Annotated in this window: 13 protein-coding genes and 1 pseudogene; 7 read left to right on the top strand and 7 right to left on the bottom strand. The window is 74.7% G+C overall.

The window, feature by feature from the left end; translation table 11 throughout:
• Window position 1: 1 nt before the first annotated feature.
• The 3 genes and pseudogenes from ADK41_RS19635 to ADK41_RS19625 all read right to left on the bottom strand — a co-directional run bounded on the left by ADK41_RS19635 (window position 2) and on the right by ADK41_RS19625 (window position 2,645).
• The gene (locus ADK41_RS19635) at window positions 2-1,570 is read right to left on the bottom strand and encodes a phytoene desaturase family protein (protein ID WP_030832007.1); all 1,569 of its coding nucleotides are present in this window, start codon (window positions 1,568-1,570) and stop codon (window positions 2-4) included.
• 182 nt (window positions 1,571-1,752) lie between these two features.
• Window positions 1,753-2,154: pseudogene (locus ADK41_RS19630) on the bottom strand (serine/threonine protein kinase); the annotation flags it as partial.
• 119 nt (window positions 2,155-2,273) lie between these two features.
• Complete coding sequence (locus ADK41_RS19625; protein WP_030832002.1) at window positions 2,274-2,645, bottom strand: ferredoxin; 372 nt, start codon at window positions 2,643-2,645, stop codon at window positions 2,274-2,276.
• A 145-nt stretch (window positions 2,646-2,790) separates the two neighbouring features.
• Here ADK41_RS19625 and ADK41_RS19620 point away from each other — a divergent pair, with 145 nt between their 5' ends.
• From ADK41_RS19620 to ADK41_RS19590, 7 genes are all read left to right on the top strand, one after another.
• Entirely contained in the window at window positions 2,791-3,168 is a 378-nt protein-coding gene (locus ADK41_RS19620; protein WP_030832000.1) for a DUF6479 family protein, read from the top strand.
• 66 nt (window positions 3,169-3,234) lie between these two features.
• Window positions 3,235-3,585 (top strand): hypothetical protein, encoded by a 351-nt coding sequence (locus ADK41_RS19615; protein WP_030831998.1) that lies wholly within the window; start codon window positions 3,235-3,237, stop codon window positions 3,583-3,585.
• 202 nt (window positions 3,586-3,787) lie between these two features.
• On the top strand, window positions 3,788-4,294 hold the full coding sequence (locus ADK41_RS19610; protein WP_030831995.1) for a SigE family RNA polymerase sigma factor: 507 nt from the start codon (window positions 3,788-3,790) through the stop codon (window positions 4,292-4,294).
• Window positions 4,295-4,305: 11 nt separating this feature from the next.
• A complete protein-coding gene (locus ADK41_RS19605; RefSeq protein ID WP_051843430.1) occupies window positions 4,306-4,830 on the top strand; it encodes a hypothetical protein in 525 nt (174 codons plus the stop codon).
• A gap of 133 nt (window positions 4,831-4,963) precedes the next feature.
• A complete protein-coding gene (locus ADK41_RS19600) occupies window positions 4,964-6,262 on the top strand; it encodes a glycosyltransferase (RefSeq protein ID WP_078662089.1) in 1,299 nt (432 codons plus the stop codon).
• Entirely contained in the window at window positions 6,259-7,524 is a 1,266-nt protein-coding gene (locus ADK41_RS19595) for a membrane protein (RefSeq protein WP_030831987.1), read from the top strand. The genes ADK41_RS19600 and ADK41_RS19595 overlap by 4 nt, the downstream gene beginning before the upstream one ends.
• Before the next feature lie 15 nt (window positions 7,525-7,539).
• The gene (locus ADK41_RS19590; RefSeq protein WP_030831984.1) at window positions 7,540-8,640 is read left to right on the top strand and encodes a CapA family protein; all 1,101 of its coding nucleotides are present in this window, start codon (window positions 7,540-7,542) and stop codon (window positions 8,638-8,640) included.
• Between the two features lie 259 nt (window positions 8,641-8,899).
• Here the strand turns inward: ADK41_RS19590 and ADK41_RS19585 are convergent, their stop codons facing one another.
• The 4 genes from ADK41_RS19585 to ADK41_RS19570 form a co-directional block, all read right to left on the bottom strand.
• Window positions 8,900-9,931, bottom strand: a complete 1,032-nt coding sequence (locus ADK41_RS19585; RefSeq protein ID WP_030831982.1) for a hemolysin family protein — start codon at window positions 9,929-9,931, stop codon at window positions 8,900-8,902.
• Window positions 9,928-11,265, bottom strand: a complete 1,338-nt coding sequence (locus ADK41_RS19580) for a hemolysin family protein (RefSeq protein WP_030831979.1) — start codon at window positions 11,263-11,265, stop codon at window positions 9,928-9,930. Before ADK41_RS19580 ends, ADK41_RS19585 begins: the two co-directional genes overlap by 4 nt.
• Window positions 11,266-11,444: 179 nt before the next feature.
• Entirely contained in the window at window positions 11,445-12,470 is a 1,026-nt protein-coding gene (locus tag ADK41_RS19575) for a hemolysin family protein (RefSeq protein ID WP_030831976.1), read from the bottom strand.
• Window positions 12,467-13,804 (bottom strand): hemolysin family protein, encoded by a 1,338-nt coding sequence (locus ADK41_RS19570; RefSeq protein WP_030831972.1) that lies wholly within the window; start codon window positions 13,802-13,804, stop codon window positions 12,467-12,469. Before ADK41_RS19570 ends, ADK41_RS19575 begins: the two co-directional genes overlap by 4 nt.
• Window positions 13,805-14,358: the final 554 nt, after the last annotated feature.

Here is a 14,358-nt window from a genome sequence, read left to right as displayed (position 1 = left end):
GTCACGCCTTCTCGGACTCCAGCACCGCCATCGCCGCGTTGTGTCCCGGTACGCCGCTCACCCCGCCGCCGCGCACCGCGCCCGCGCCGCACAGCAGTACGCCTGCGTACCGGGTCTCCACGCCCCAGCGGCCGGTGCCCTCCTGGGCGTAGGGCCAGGACAGTTCGCGGTGGAAGATGTTGCCGCCGGGCAGTCCGAGGTCGCGTTCCAGGTCCAGCGGGGACCGGGCCTCCAGACACGGGCGGCCGTCGGCGTCGGTGGCCAGGCAGTCCGCGAGGGGTTCGGCCAGATGGGCGTCGAGCTGCGCGAGCGTCGACTCCAGGAGTTCCTCGCGTACGGCGTCGTTGTCCCGCTCGAACAGCCGCGCGGGGGTGTGCAGTCCGAACAGGGTGAGGGTCTGGTAGCCCCGGGCGGCCAGGTCCGGGCCGAGGATCGTGGGGTCGGTGAGCGAGTGGCAGTAGATCTCGGAGGGCGGTACGGCGGGCGGCTCACCGGCGGCGGCCCGGTCGTAGGCGGCGGCCAGCTGCCCGTACCCCTCGGCGATGTGGAAGGTGCCGGCGAACGCCTCGCGCGGGTCGACGGAGGTGTCGCGCAGCCTGGGCAGCCGCGTGAGGAGCATGTTCACCTTGAGCTGGGCGCCCTCGGCGGGCGGCGGGGGCGTGTCCCCGGTGAGCCTCGCGAGTTCCTGCGGGGAGGCGTTCACCAGGACGTGCCGCGCGGCGGCGACGCCCTCGCCGTCGGCCGTGCGGTGGGTGACCTCGGCGGTACGGCCGTCCGTGTCGACGCGCACCGCCTCGTGGCCGGTGGCGAGGACCGCGCCTGCGGCGCGGGCGGCGTCGGCCAGGGCGTCGGTGAGGGCGCCCATGCCGCCGACGGGTACGTCCCAGGCGCCGGTGCCGCCGCCGATGACGTGGTAGAGGAAGCAGCGGTTCTGTTTCAGCGAGGGGTCGTGGGCGTCGGCGAAGGTGCCGATGAGGGCGTCGGTGAGGACCACGCCGCGCACCAGGTCGTCGGCGAAGCGCTCCTCGACGGCGACGCCGACGGGTTCCTCGAAGAGGGTCCGCCAGGCCTCCTCGTCGCCGACCGCGCGGCGCAGCTCCTCGCGGGTGGGCAGCGGTTCGGTGAGGGTCGGGAAGACGTTGCGGGCGACCCGGCCGGTCATGTCGTAGAAGCGCTGCCAGGCCCGGTACTCGCTCTCGGAGCCGGTGAGCCGGGCGAACGCCTCGCGGGTGCGCCGCTCGCCGCCGCCGACGAGCAGCCCGGTGGGCCGTCCGTCGCGTTCGGCGGGGGTGTACGAGGAGATGGTGCGGGTGCGCAGCCGGAAGTCGAGCCCCAGCTCCCGGACGATCTTCCGGGGCAGCAGGCTGACCAGGTACGAGTACCGGGACAGCCGTGCGTCGACGCCGGTGAACGGGCGGGTGGACACCGCCGCCCCGCCGGTGTGGTCCAGCCGCTCCAGCACCAGCACGGAGCGTCCGGCCCGGGCGAGGTAGGCGGCGGCGACGAGGCCGTTGTGGCCTCCGCCGACGATGACGGCGTCGTACGTCCGGGTTCCCTCGGATACGGTCATGGTTCTTCGTAGCACACCCCGGTCCGCACCGGCCGGACACGGGCGGGGGTCTCAGGCCCCGCCGGCCGTTGCCGCGGCGCCGCCGCCCGGCGGTACGGCTCGGCCGCCTCCGCGCCGCGGCCCAGCCGCTCCGGGCGGTGGGCCTCGTCGTCGCGGGCGGCGAGGGTGCCGGCGTGGTCGGCGCCGAGCGTGCGGATGCGGGCCTCGGCGACCCGCTCGGCGATCTCCACCACCTCCTCGACCGGCAGCGGGTGCTGTGCGTCGTCCTCCGGGGGCCGGCTGAGGTCGCGGCCCCGGAGCGGCTCCCTCACCAGGTGGGGCACGCCCTCGGACTCCCCGAAGTCGTGCACGACGGTGGTTCCCCGGTGCTGCGGTGCGGCGGCCACCCGGGCCTCCCGGCGGAACCGCTCACGCAGCACCCGTCCGGACGACCGGTCCTGCTGCGGGCCGCCCGGTTCGAGGCACTTCACTGCGGCCTGCCGCCCCGGTGACTCGTCCCGCGCCCGCCGCACCTCCCCCATGCCGCCGCGTCCGATCCGGTCGATCGACCGGGAGCGGCCGTGGATCAGCCCGCTGTCCCCCATCCCCTGGGCCCGCCCCCGTCGCGGTCCGCCCCGCCCTCGCCCGACTCGTCCCGTACGGCGACGACTCACCCTCGTTCGTACGGTGCCACGACGCCCGGCCCGCGTCGCTCACCGGCGGGTCAGTTCAGGGTGGCGAGGAACTCCGTGCAGGCCCGTGCGCAGGCGCGGCACGCCTGTGCCGTCTCCTCCGCACCGGAGTGACCGTCGAACACCTGCGCGCTCTCCAGGCACACCTGGCGGCACCACTCCACCTGGACGCGGATGGTCGCCTCGTCCACCTGGTTCTGCTCGGACAGCACCCGGCAGGTCGCGTCGCAGACCTCCGCGCACATGATGCCCTTGCGTCGTACGAGTTCCTGGTTCTCGGTGCCGTCCGGGTCCACGAGGCTCGCCCGCGTCGCGCAGGACCGCGCGCACTCGGTGCATGCCTGGGCGCACGCGAACCGGTCCTCCAGGAACCGGAACAGCTCTTCCTGGGATGTCGTCGTCACACCGCGCGGGTAGCCGCCGCCGGAGCGGTCAAACCCGGCGCCCGCAAGGGTTCCGCGCGGTTTTTGGGGGTGCGCGCCGGACGCCCGTGCGGCGCGGTGAGGTGAACGGGTTGGCGGACGGGACCGGGGGTACTCGCGAGCCATGATGAACACCGCGTGGATGGAAACGGCCGACCTCGCCGCGGGCCGCGGCGCCCTCGGTGCGGGGCTCGTGGTGGCGGGTGTGGTGGTCGTGGCGCTGCTGATCGGCATGTTCGTCCTCGGCAGCCGCCGGGTCAGGAAGAGCGAGGTGCACCGGCCCGGCCCGGAGGAGCAGCCCCGGATGCCCGAGGGCGGCCCGGTCCGGGAGACACGGGAGCGGCGGGAGCCGGACGAGGTGCCCAGGAGCGACGAGCGGCTGCTGCCGCACGAGCTGAACGGCCACGGCACCACCGGGAGCCGCACGAGCGCCTCGCAGGAGCGGCCCCGCTGGGACGAGAACAGCAGCGGGGCGTTCGGCAGCGGCGGACCCGGCGGCCGCTGACCGTCCCGCGCCCCGCCGGCCCGCCGACGGAGGGCCGGCGACGTCGTGCACAGGGAAGTGAGAGCCATGGCGGATCCCGCCCGCGTCACCCTGCCGCTGCCCGATGACGACCATCTGCCCATCGGCGGGCTGGAGAGCCGGATCCGCTCGCTGTCCGCCGGCGAGGTCGAGGAGCTGCCGGCCTACGAGCGGTCGCACGCCGACCGGATCCCGGCGGCCCGGCTGCCGGCGGCCCGGCTGGAGCAGCTGAACGCGGGTGCCGAGCCGACCTCGGGCGACCCCGGCGCGCTGCGCCCCGAGCAGGGCGCCGGGCGGGCCGGGTCCCCCGTCTCGCCCGTCACCTCGCCGCAGCCGTCCAGCCCGCCGCCGCACGGCACCCCGGACCAGCGGGGCAAGCCGAAGGGTGACCGTACGTAGGCAGGACCGGCCACCGCCCCGGGGCGGGTCGTACGTCCGTCGATCGCCGTGACGCGGTCGTGGGCGTACGGCCCGCCCTTTCGCATGTCCGGGGCGGGCGCGTTCGAAGTGAGGTGGATCACAGCGTTCAGGTGCATCGTTTCGCCGGGTCCCGAGTCTTTGTCTCAGGTGTAAGGGGTTGTTCGGACACGGGGCGGTGGGGATGGAGCGGTTTCGGGTGGACGGCTTCGACGAGTTCGTGGCTGCCCGCTGGTCGGCGTTGCTCCATGTCGCGCGACTGCTCACCGGCGGCGACCGGCAGCGTGCCGAGGATCTCGTCCAGGAGGCCCTGGTGAAACTGTGGTTCGTCTGGCCGAGGGTCGCCGAGCAGGCCCCGGAGGCCTATGTGCGCCAGGTGCTGGTGCGGATGGCGGCCCGTTCGGCCCGCCGGCGCTGGTGGGGGGAGCGTCCGGTGGGCGAGCTGCCCGACCGGGCCGGACCGGGCGACATGTCGTCGGCCGTCGCGGAGCGCTCGCGGCTGGAGGCCGCGCTGGCGCTGCTGCCGCCCCGGCAGCGGGCCGCGGTGGTGCTGCGCTACTGCGAGGACCTGCCCGAGGGGCAGGTGGCGCAGGCCCTCGGCTGCCCGGTGGGCACCGCGCGCTCCCACGCGTCGCGCGGTGTGGCGCGGCTGCGGCAGATCCTGTCCGACTCCGTCAGGCCCGTGGGGTGAGGGGAGAAGCGATGGACGACTTCGAGCGTGAGCTGTCGCACATGATGCGTGACAGTCGGCAGCCGGCTCCCTTCCGGCCCGAGCACCAGGAGCGGCTGTACGAGGGCATCCGGGTCCGTCGCCGGTCCCGGATGCTGTGGCGGGCCGGCGGTTCGGCCCTCGCGGTGGCCGGACTGAGCGTCGGGCTGGCCCTGCTGCCCGGCGCCGACTCCCGGTCGCTGCCGGCGACCGGTCCGACGCCGCCCCCGGGGCCCACGACGCCGGCGACGCCCGCCCCGAGCGCGGAACCGAGCGCGGACCCGAGCGTGTCGCGGCCGCCGACGAGCACCTCCGGGACCACGGGCGCCGACGCCACGTCGCCCGGGTACGGCGGCACGCCGACCTCTCCCCCGCCGTCCGCCACACCGGGCGCGACCGGGCGGGACCGGCCGGCGGCGCCGCCGGCCACCACCGCGCCGGCCACCGCCTCGTCGTCCACTCCGCCGGCGCGGTCGCCCTCCGCCACGGCCGACGAGGAGCCGCCCGGCAGCGGTTAGACCGCACCGCCGTCCCCGCCCGTGGGCGAGAGCCGCCCCGGGCCGTGTCCCCGACCATCACCCGGGCGCGTCGGCATGCCCGCACCAGGGCCTCATGTCATGCCGTGCGCCGGAGAGAGACCGTGAACCCGTCATGAGAACCGCGAGGCGGTCGGCACCGGCCGACCGCCGCTCATCCGCCGCGTCCGCGGCGCAGGTGGCGCTGCCGCGCCGGGCGCCGCTGCCGGCACACCATCCGGAACCCGTCCTGGACGTGGTCGTGCCCGTGCACAACGAGGAGAACGACCTGGAGCCCTGTGTGCGGCGGCTCCACGCGCACCTCGCGGAGACCTTCCCCTACGCCTTCCGGATCACCGTCGCCGACAACGCGAGCACGGACCGCACCCCGGCGATCGCCGCGCGGCTGGCCCGGGAACTGCCGGGGACGGAGTGGATACGACTGGCCGAGAAGGGCCGCGGCCGGGCCCTGCACACCGCCTGGTCCCGGTCGTCCGCGCCGGTGCTCGCCTACCTGGACGTGGACCTGTCCACCGATCTCGCGGCCCTGCTGCCGCTGGTGGCCCCGCTGATCTCCGGGCACTCGGACGTCGCGATCGGCACCCGCCTGGCCCGCGGTTCCCGGGTGGTGCGCGGACCGAAGCGGGAGATCATCTCCCGCTGCTACAACGGGCTGCTGCGCGGCACCCTCGCCGTGCGGTTCTCCGACGCCCAGTGCGGTTTCAAGGCGGTACGGCGGGACGTCGCCGAGCGGCTGCTGCCGCTGGTCGAGGACCGGGGGTGGTTCTTCGACACCGAGTTGCTGGTGATCGCCGAACGCGCCGGGCTGCGCATCCACGAGGTGCCGGTGGACTGGGTGGACGACCCCGACAGCCGGGTCGACATCCTGTCCACGGCGCTGGCGGACCTGCGCGGCATGGCCCGGCTGGGGCGCGCGCTGGCCGGCGGCCGGCTGCCGCTGGCCGCGCTGCGCCGCCCCGGGGAGCTCGACGAGGCGGCCGGGCTGCCGCCCGCGCTGTTCCCGCAGTTGGTCCGCTTCGCCGCCGTCGGGGTGGCCAGCACCCTGTTCTACCTGCTGCTGTACAGCCTGCTCCGGCCCGTCACGGGCGCCCAGGCGGCCAACGCGCTCGCCCTGCTGGCCAGCGCCGTCGCCAACACCGCCGCGAACCGGCGGCTCACCTTCGGGGTGCGGGGCCGGACCGGGGTGCTGCGCCACCAGCTCAAGGGGCTGGCGGCGTTCCTGGTCGGCCTCGCCCTCACCAGCGGTTCGCTGGCCGTGCTGCACCGCACGGCGCCCGGGGCCGGGCCCCGGGTGGAGCTGGTGACGCTGGTCGCCGCCAACCTCGCCGCGACCCTGCTGCGCTTCCTCCTCCTGCGGGCCTGGGTGTTCCCCGGCCGTCGCTCCCGCCGTACGACAGGATCCCCGACCTCATGACCACCGCCCCGGCCGGCCCGGCCCTGTCCCCCGTGCCCCGGTCCGAGGCCGCCCCGCCGGCCGCCCCGGACCCGCGCGAGCGGCTGCGCCGCGCCGTCGCGCACCACGGGCCCGTCCTCGCGCTGTACGGCGTGCTGAAGCTGGTGGGCTTCGCCGTCTTCATGTTCCTGCTGGACTCGGCCGGCGACTTCCGCGAGAAGCATCCGCGCTTCGGCGGCGGCGCCCGCCCCTGGGACGTCCTGGGCAGCTGGGACGGCTGGTGGTATCAGCAGATCGCCCTGCACGGCTACGACCCGGCGCTGGAGCCCATACCCGGCGCCACCGGGCTGATCACCCTCGAGGGCAACTCGGCCGCGTTCTTCCCGTTGTACCCGGCGCTGATGCGGATGGTCTCGGAGGTCACCGGGCTCGGCCCGTACGGCGCCGGCATGACCGTGTCGGTCGTGTCCTCCTTCGTCGCGGCGCTCGGCATCCACGCCGTCACGGCCCGGCTGGGCGGGTACCGGGCCGGCCTGGTCGCCGTGGGGCTGTGGGCCGTGTGGCCCGGTTCCGGCGCCGAGTGGGCGGTGTACTCCGAGTCCGTGTACACGGCGCTGGCCGCCTGGGCCTGCTACGCCGTGATGACCCGCCGCTGGCTCACCGCCGGGGTGCTGACCTTCGCCGCCGGGCTCGCCCGGCCCACCGCCGTCACCCTGGTCGCCGCCCTCGCCGTCGCCGGACTGCTCGCGGTGCGGCGCCGCGAGGAGGGCGTCCGCCGCCCGCTGGTCGCGGTGGCGATCGCCCCGCTGGGCGTGGCCGGCTATCTGGGCTGGGTCGGGTACCGGATGGGCGACTGGGGCGGTTACAACAAGCTCCAGGACGGCGCCTGGGCCCACAAGTTCGACTGGGGCCGGCACAGCCTCGACGTGCTGACCTCGGTGCCCGTCGGGCACTTCGACTACCGGTTCGCGATGCCCGTGGAGGACCTGATCGGGGTCGGGGTGGTGCTGCTGGTGCCGGTGCTGACGGTGCTGCTGGTACGGCTGCGCCCGCCCGCCGTCCTCGTCGTGTACACGGTGCTGTCGTACCTGATGGTGATGGCCACCCAGCAGTACTTCGGCAACGTCTCCCGCTATCTGCTCCCCCTGTTCCCGCTGTTCGTCCCGCTCGCCGTGGCGATGCGCCGGCTGAGCCGGCCCTCGCTGGCCGCGGTGCTGGGCACGGCCGCCCTGGCCTCCGGCTCGTACGCGGGGTACGTCCTGTTCGAACTGGGCGTGCCGTAGGCCTACGGTGGAGACATGGACGCGGGGACGGTGACGCTGTTCCTCTGCGGGGACGTGATGCTCGGGCGCGGGGTCGACCAGATCCTCCCGCACCCGGGCGATCCCGCGCTGCGGGAGGACTTCGTCCGGGACGCCCGCGGCTACGTGGAGCTGGCTCAGGCCGTGAGCGGCCCGGTCCCCCGGCCGGTCCCGTTCTCGTGGCCGTGGGGCCGGGCGCTGCAGGTGCTGGCGGAGGCCGCCCCGGACGTGCGGGTCGTCAATCTGGAGACCTCCGTCACACGGAGCGACGCGTTCGCGCCGGGGAAGGCCGTCCACTACCGGATGAGCCCGGCCAATGTGCCCGCCGTGACGGTGGCGCGGCCCGACGTGTGCGTCCTGGCCAACAACCACGTGCTCGACTTCGGACGCCCGGGGCTCCGGGAGACGCTGGACGTGCTCCACGGCGCGGGCCTGAGGACGGCGGGCGCGGGACGGGACGCCGACGAGGCGTACGCGCCGGCGGTGGTCCCCGTCGACGGCGGCCGGGTGCTGGTGTTCGCCCTGGGGGCGATGTCGAGCGGCATCCCGCCGAGCTGGGCGGCGACGGCGGAGCGCTCCGGGGTGGCGTACCTCGCGGAGCCCTCGGCCGCCGCGGCGGAGGCGGTCGTCCGGCGGGTGCGGCGGGTGAAGCGCCCCGGTGACGTCGCGGTGGTGTCCGTGCACTGGGGCTCGAACTGGGGGCACCACGTCCCGCAAAGCCATGTCGGCTTCGCCCACGCGCTGGTCGACGGGGGCGTCGACGTCGTCCACGGCCACTCCTCGCACCATCCCCGCCGGGTCGAGGCGTACCGCGGCCGGCTGATCCTGTACGGCTGCGGCGACTTCGTCGACGACTACGAGGGGATCACCGGATACGAGGAGTACCGCGACGACCTGCGGCTCGCCTGTCTGCTGTCGGTCGCCCCGGACGGCGGGCGGCCGTCCGGGCTGCGCATGGTGCCGCTGCGGGCGCGGCGGATGCGGCTGGAACCCGCCGCGGAGGACGAGCGGGCCTGGCTGCGGGAGACGCTCGACCGGATCAGCGACGCGGACATCGTCCTCGGCGCCGACGGCGCGCTCGTCCTCGTCCCCCGGTGACCGTCCCGGCCGCGCCCGCCGGGGGCGCCCGTGCCCGGCCGGGGCCGGTGCGCAAAGGCGCCCCGGCGGCGTCGCCCGCCGGCCGACCGGGGCAGCGGCGACACGGCCGTGCCGACGACCACGTCCAAAGGCCCGGGGTCTCCCGCGTGCCGGCGTCCGGGTCCGTCGGCCCCCGGCGTGGAGGGCTCGCCCGCCGGACCGGACCGCGCGGACCGGACGTCCGGCGGGCCGGGCGACGGCCCGCCGGGGTCCGCCGTCGTCACGCCGACTGCGGCTGCGGCTGCGGCTGCAGGAAGCGGGCCAGCAGGTCGTCCAGGCTCACCATGCCGGTGAGCCGTCCGGAGCCGTCGCGGACCACGGCCAGCGAGGCCCGGCGGCGGCGCAGCAGGTCGATCGCGTCGGCGACCGTGGCGTCGTCCGTCAGCTCGGGCACCGGGCGGGCCAGGGCGCGGGCGCCGGCCGCCCGCCCCCGGGCGCGCGCCACCACGGCGTCACGGGCGTGCACCGAGCCGAGCACCACGCCGTGCTCGCGGACCAGGAGCCGGGTGCGGTCGCGCTCCGCGGCGACGCGCAGGATCTCGTCGACGCCGGCGGCGCCGTCCACCGAGACGATCTCGGCCGCCGGCACCTGCAGCTCCCGCACCGGGGTCTGCGGCTCGGTCAGCGAACGCGTCAGCAGCTCCGAGTCCGTCTCGCTGATCAGGCCGAGCCGCTCGGACTCCGCCACCAGATGGGTGAGCTGCTCCCGGTCGTGGACCGAGGCCAGCTCGTCGCGCGGGGCGACCCGGCACAGCCGTACAAGTGCGTTGCTCACCGCGTTGAGCAGCCGGATCAGCGGCCGTACGGCCTTCACCACGGCCCGGAAGGGCGGTGACAGCAGCATCGCGGACCGCTCGGGATGGGCGATGGCCCACGACTTGGGGGCCATCTCGCCGACCACCATGTGCAGGAACACGACCACGATCATGGCGACGGCGAAGGCGACGCCGTAGCTGACCGCGCTCGGCAGACCCAGCTCGTGCAGCAGCGGGTCGAGTTCGTGGGAGATCGCGGGCTTGGACACCGAGCCCAGCCCCAGGGTGCACACGGTGATGCCCAGCTGGGCCCCGGCCAGCATCAGGGACAGCTCACGCATGCCCGCCAGAGCCGCTCCGGCGCCGCGCCGGCCCTCGGCCGCGGCCTTCTCCATGCGGTGCCGCTTGGCGGCGACCAGCGCGAACTCGGCGGCCACGAAGAATCCGCTGCCGATCAGCAGCAGCACGGTGACGAAGAGCGCCATCGGGAAACTCATGCCTGCTCCTCCGTCCCACGGGCCGTCCGCTCGACGCGCACGCGGTCGGGTACGTGCCGGTCGAGGGTGCGTACGTCGATCACGGCGGCGGCGCCGTCGGGCAGCTCGAGCGTGAGCCGGTCCCCGACGGCGGGGAAGCGGCCGAGCCGGTCGACGATCAGGCCGGCCACGGTGTCGTAGTCCTCCTCCTCGGGCAGCGCGACGCCGGTGGCCTCCGCCACCTCGTCCAGCCGGCGGCCCGCGTCCACCAGCCAGCCGTCGCCGTCCGCGACCGCGACCGCGGTGACGGTGTCGGTCTCGTCGGCGATGTCGCCGACGAGTTCCTCGGCGATGTCCTCGTAGGTGACGATGCCGGCCACGCCGCCGTGCTCGTCCAGGACGACCGCGAACTCGTCGTCCCGCTCCCGCATCTGGATCACCGCGTCGGGCAGCGGGAGGGTGTCCGGCAGCAGCAGGGGGCGCCTGGCGAGAGCGCCGGCCGTGGTGGCGGTGAGGCGGTCGGCGGGCAGGCGCATCAGCTCGGCCACGCCGAGGACGCCGCCGACGTCGTCGGGGTGGTCGCCGAGCACCGGGTAGTTGGAGTGCCCGTACGTGGCGATCAGGTCGACCGCTTCGGCGGCGGTGGCGTCCTCGCGGACGAAGACGGCGTCCACCCGGGGCACCATCACCTCGTCCAGCGTCCGGTCGGAGAACTCCAGGGCGTGGTCGAGCAGCGCGGCGGTGTCCCCGGGCAGCGCGCCCCGCTCGTGGGACTCGCCGATCAGATGGCCCAGCTCCTCCAGGGTGGCGCCGTGGTGCAGTTCCTCCACCGGTTCGATGCCGACCCGGCGCAGCAGCCGGTTCGCCGCCGTGTCGAAGACGTGCACGAGGGGACCGACGACCTTCAGGTAGGCGAGCGTGGAGCCGGCCAGCGCCTTCGCCAGCCGTTCCGGCACGGCGATGGCGAGGTTCTTCGGGGCCAGCTCGCCGAGCACCATCTGCACGACCGTGGCCAGCACGAAGGCCAGCACGACCGCGATGCCGCTCACGGCGGCGTCGGGGAGGCCGATGCCGGACAGTGCGGGCCGCAGCAGCGCGGAGACCGACGGCTCGGCGATGAAGCCGACGACCAGTCCGGTCACGGTGATGCCGAGCTGGGCGCCCGACAGCATGAAGGACAGCCGCTCCAGCACCTTCAGGGCGCGGGCGGCCCTGCGGTCGCCGCTCCCGGCCTCGCGGGCCAGGGCGAGGCGGTCGGCGGAGACGTAGGCGAACTCCTGGGCGACGAAGTATCCGGTGCCGGCGGTCAGGACGAAGACGGCCAGCAGACCGAGGAGGGCGTTCGCGGCGCTCATCGGCGTGCCGACTGCGACGGGGCGTCCCGCCGTGTGCCGTGCTCAGGTGCTGCCGGGCGGGATGGTCGGGGACGCTGCCCCGGGGGGTCCGTCGGTCTGGCGGACAAGGACGTGCTCCTTCTGTGGGTGTGCGGTGTGTCAACGATTCCGGCCGGCGGGTTGTTCCCGGCCGGGTCGGGTCAGGAGGTGACGGGGGCCGCCGGTCCGACCAGTTCGGACAGTACGTCCTCCATGGTCACGAAGCCGAGGACCGTGCCGCTCTCCCCCACGACGGCGGCGAGGTGGCTGCCCTCGGCGCGCAGCGCGGTGAGGGTGTCGTCCAGCGGGGTGTCGATGCGCACCCGGGTGACCTTGTGCAGCGCGTCGCGCGGGAAGGGCCGGTCGCGGTCGGCGGCGCCGAGGGTGTCCTTGATGTGCAGGTAGCCCAGGACCTCGCCGTCGGGACCGGTGACCGGGAAGCGGGAGAAGCCCGCCCCGGCGGCGAGGCGTTCCAGCCCGGCGGGGGTGATCGTGTGATCGACGGTGCGCATCCGCGGCGCGGGGACGAGGATCTCGCCGACCGGGCGGGTGCCCAGCTCCAGCGCGTCGCGCAGCCGCTCCCCGTCGGCGGGGCCGAGCAGCCCGGCCTCGCTGGAGTCGACGACCATCCGGGCGAGCTGGTCGTCGGTGAAGACGGATCCGACCTCGTCCTTCGGCTCGACGCGCAGCAGTCTCAGCAGGACGTTGGCGAAGGCGTTGATCCCGAACACGAACGGCCGCAGCGCCCGGGTGAGCGCCACCAACGGCGGGCCCAGCAGCAGGGCGCTCGGCACGGGCGCGGCGAGCGCGATGTTCTTGGGCACCATCTCGCCGATCAGCATGTGCAGATAGGTGGCGAGGGCCAGGGCGATGACGAACGCGACGGGGTGCACCAGGGCGTGCGGCATGTGCACCGCCTCGAAGGCGGGCTCCAGCAGGTGGGCGATGGCGGGTTCGGCGACCGCGCCGAGCACCAGGGAGGAGGCGGTGATGCCGAGCTGGGCGGTGGCCATCATGGCGGACAGGTGCTCCAGCGCCCACAGCGTCATCCGGGCCCGCTTGTCGCCGGCCCGGGCGCGCGGTTCGATCTGGCTGCGGCGCACCGAGATCAGGGCGAACTCCGCGCCCACGAAGAAGGCGTTGGTCAGCAGGGTCAGAGCGCCGACGGTGAGCTGCAGGGCGGTCATCGGGCTCCCTCCACGATGCGGGCCGGCCGCGGTGCGGCCGGTGCGGTGAGGCGTATGCGGTCGGCGCGGTGGTGCTCGACCTCCAGCACGTCGAGCCGCCAGCCGTCGAGGTCCAGCACGTCCCCCGGGACGGGGATGCGGGCCAGGCGGGTGGCGATCAGTCCGGCCACGGTCTCGTAGGGTCCCTCGGGCGCGGTGAGTCCCACGTCCGTGAGCCGGTCGAGACGGACGCTGCCGTCGGCCTGCCACACCGCGCGCCCGTCGGCCGTCGCCGGGGCGGACGCCAGGTCGGGCGCCTCCAGGGGATCGTGCTCGTCACGGACCTCGCCGACGACCTCCTCGACGATGTCCTCCACGGTGGCCACGCCCGCCGTGCCGCCGTACTCGTCGATGACCACGGCCATGGTGCGGTGCGCGCGCATCCGCTCCAGCAGCCGGTCGGCGGTGAGGCTGTCGGGCACCAGCAGGGGCGGGGTCTTCAGGTCGGTGACGGGCGTGCCGGCGCGCTTCTCCGGGTCCAGGGCGAGCACGTCGCGGATGTGGACGGTGCCGACCACCTCGTCGAGGCTGTCACGGTAGACCGGGAAGCGGGACAGGCCGGTGGCGTGGCTGAGGGCGGCGGCGTCGGCCGCGGTGGCGTGCGCCTCCAGGGCCTTGACGTCGACCCTCGGCGTCATCACGTTCTCGGCGGTCAGCTCGCCCAGGTGCAGGGTGCGGACGAAGAGTTCGGCGGAGTCCGCCTCCAGGGCGCCCTCGGCGGCCGAGTGCCGGGCCAGCGCGCCCAGTTCCTCGGCGGTGCGGGCGGAGGCCAGCTCCTCGGCGGGCTCCAGCCCGAAACGCCGGACGAAACGGTTCGCGGTGCCGTTCAGATGGCCGATGAACGGGCCGAACGCGGCGGTGAAGGCGCGCTGCGGGCCGGCGACCACCTTCGCGACCGCGGCCGGCCGGGAGATCGCCCAGTTCTTCGGCACCAGCTCGCCGACGACCATCAGCACCACCGTGGAGGCCAGGACGCCGAGCAGGGTGGCCGCCGTCGGGGCCGCGCCGCCCAGGCCGGCCGCCCGCAGCGGTCCGCGCAGCAGCGCCGCGAGGGACGGCTCGGCGAGCATGCCGATCACCAGCGAGGTGACGGTGATGCCGAGCTGGGCGCCGGACAGTTGCAGCGTCAGCTGCCGTACGGCGTTCAGCGCGCCCTCGGCGCCGCGCTCACCGGCCTCGGCGGCACGCTCCAGGTCACCGCGTTCGACGGTGGTCAGGGAGAACTCGGCCGCGACGAACACCGCGCACGCCAGGGTCAGCAGCAGGGCGAGCAGGAGCAGCAGGATCTCGGTCACCGCGCCACCCCCGCTCCCTCAGGGGTCGTGAGGCCCGGGCGGCGGGAGGTGGCACGGCTGCTACTGGGGGGATCACCCATCGGGGGACCGTCGCTCCTTCTCGGACACGTGGGACGACATGTGTGGAAGCAGGATGTCCTGACTCCGCACCAACTGTAAAGGAGACGCAAAGTCCCTCTCGATCGATCCCCTATGCTTCTACGCGATTGTAGAAGTTATATCGCGTACCGCCGTGTGCGCGGCACCCGCCTCCCATGGATCACACGCACGTTCAAGGAGCGGACGCCGTCATGGTGTCCAAACGACTGCTCGGATCCCTCGGGGTGGGCGGCCCCACTGTCGCCGACGGACTGGCGGGCGGCGTGGTCGGGGGCATGGTCGCGGCGGAGGCCGTGGACGAGGTCGGGGACTTCTTCGAGGGCGAGGAAGAGGAGGAGCGACTTCTACACTACTGTAGAAGAAACTGGGCGCCCGGAGCACGCCGGTCCGGGCGCCCTCCCGACCAGGTACGGAGTGCTCATGGCCCTGTGGGACCGCCTCAAGGAGTCCGCGTC

Origin of the sequence: Streptomyces caelestis (assembly GCF_001279005.1) — a bacterium.
GTDB classification, from domain to species: domain Bacteria; phylum Actinomycetota; class Actinomycetes; order Streptomycetales; family Streptomycetaceae; genus Streptomyces; species Streptomyces heliomycini.
This window is presented reverse-complemented; position numbering and strand designations above follow the sequence as displayed.

What these genes read in the sequence shown, in the direction of transcription:
- ADK41_RS19635 (WP_030832007.1), bottom strand. Translation starts at nt 1,570, where the DNA reads ATGACCGTATCCGAGGGAACCCGGACGTACGACGCCGTCATCGTCGGC.
- ADK41_RS19620 (WP_030832000.1), top strand. Translation starts at nt 2,791, where the DNA reads ATGAACACCGCGTGGATGGAAACGGCCGACCTCGCCGCGGGCCGCGGC.
- ADK41_RS19615 (WP_030831998.1), top strand. Translation starts at nt 3,235, where the DNA reads ATGGCGGATCCCGCCCGCGTCACCCTGCCGCTGCCCGATGACGACCAT.
- ADK41_RS19610 (WP_030831995.1), top strand. Translation starts at nt 3,788, where the DNA reads ATGGAGCGGTTTCGGGTGGACGGCTTCGACGAGTTCGTGGCTGCCCGC.
- ADK41_RS19605 (WP_051843430.1), top strand. Translation starts at nt 4,306, where the DNA reads ATGGACGACTTCGAGCGTGAGCTGTCGCACATGATGCGTGACAGTCGG.
- ADK41_RS19600 (WP_078662089.1), top strand. Translation starts at nt 4,964, where the DNA reads ATGAGAACCGCGAGGCGGTCGGCACCGGCCGACCGCCGCTCATCCGCC.
- ADK41_RS19595 (WP_030831987.1), top strand. Translation starts at nt 6,259, where the DNA reads ATGACCACCGCCCCGGCCGGCCCGGCCCTGTCCCCCGTGCCCCGGTCC.
- ADK41_RS19590 (WP_030831984.1), top strand. Translation starts at nt 7,540, where the DNA reads ATGGACGCGGGGACGGTGACGCTGTTCCTCTGCGGGGACGTGATGCTC.
- ADK41_RS19585 (WP_030831982.1), bottom strand. Translation starts at nt 9,931, where the DNA reads ATGAGTTTCCCGATGGCGCTCTTCGTCACCGTGCTGCTGCTGATCGGC.
- ADK41_RS19580 (WP_030831979.1), bottom strand. Translation starts at nt 11,265, where the DNA reads ATGAGCGCCGCGAACGCCCTCCTCGGTCTGCTGGCCGTCTTCGTCCTG.
- ADK41_RS19575 (WP_030831976.1), bottom strand. Translation starts at nt 12,470, where the DNA reads ATGACCGCCCTGCAGCTCACCGTCGGCGCTCTGACCCTGCTGACCAAC.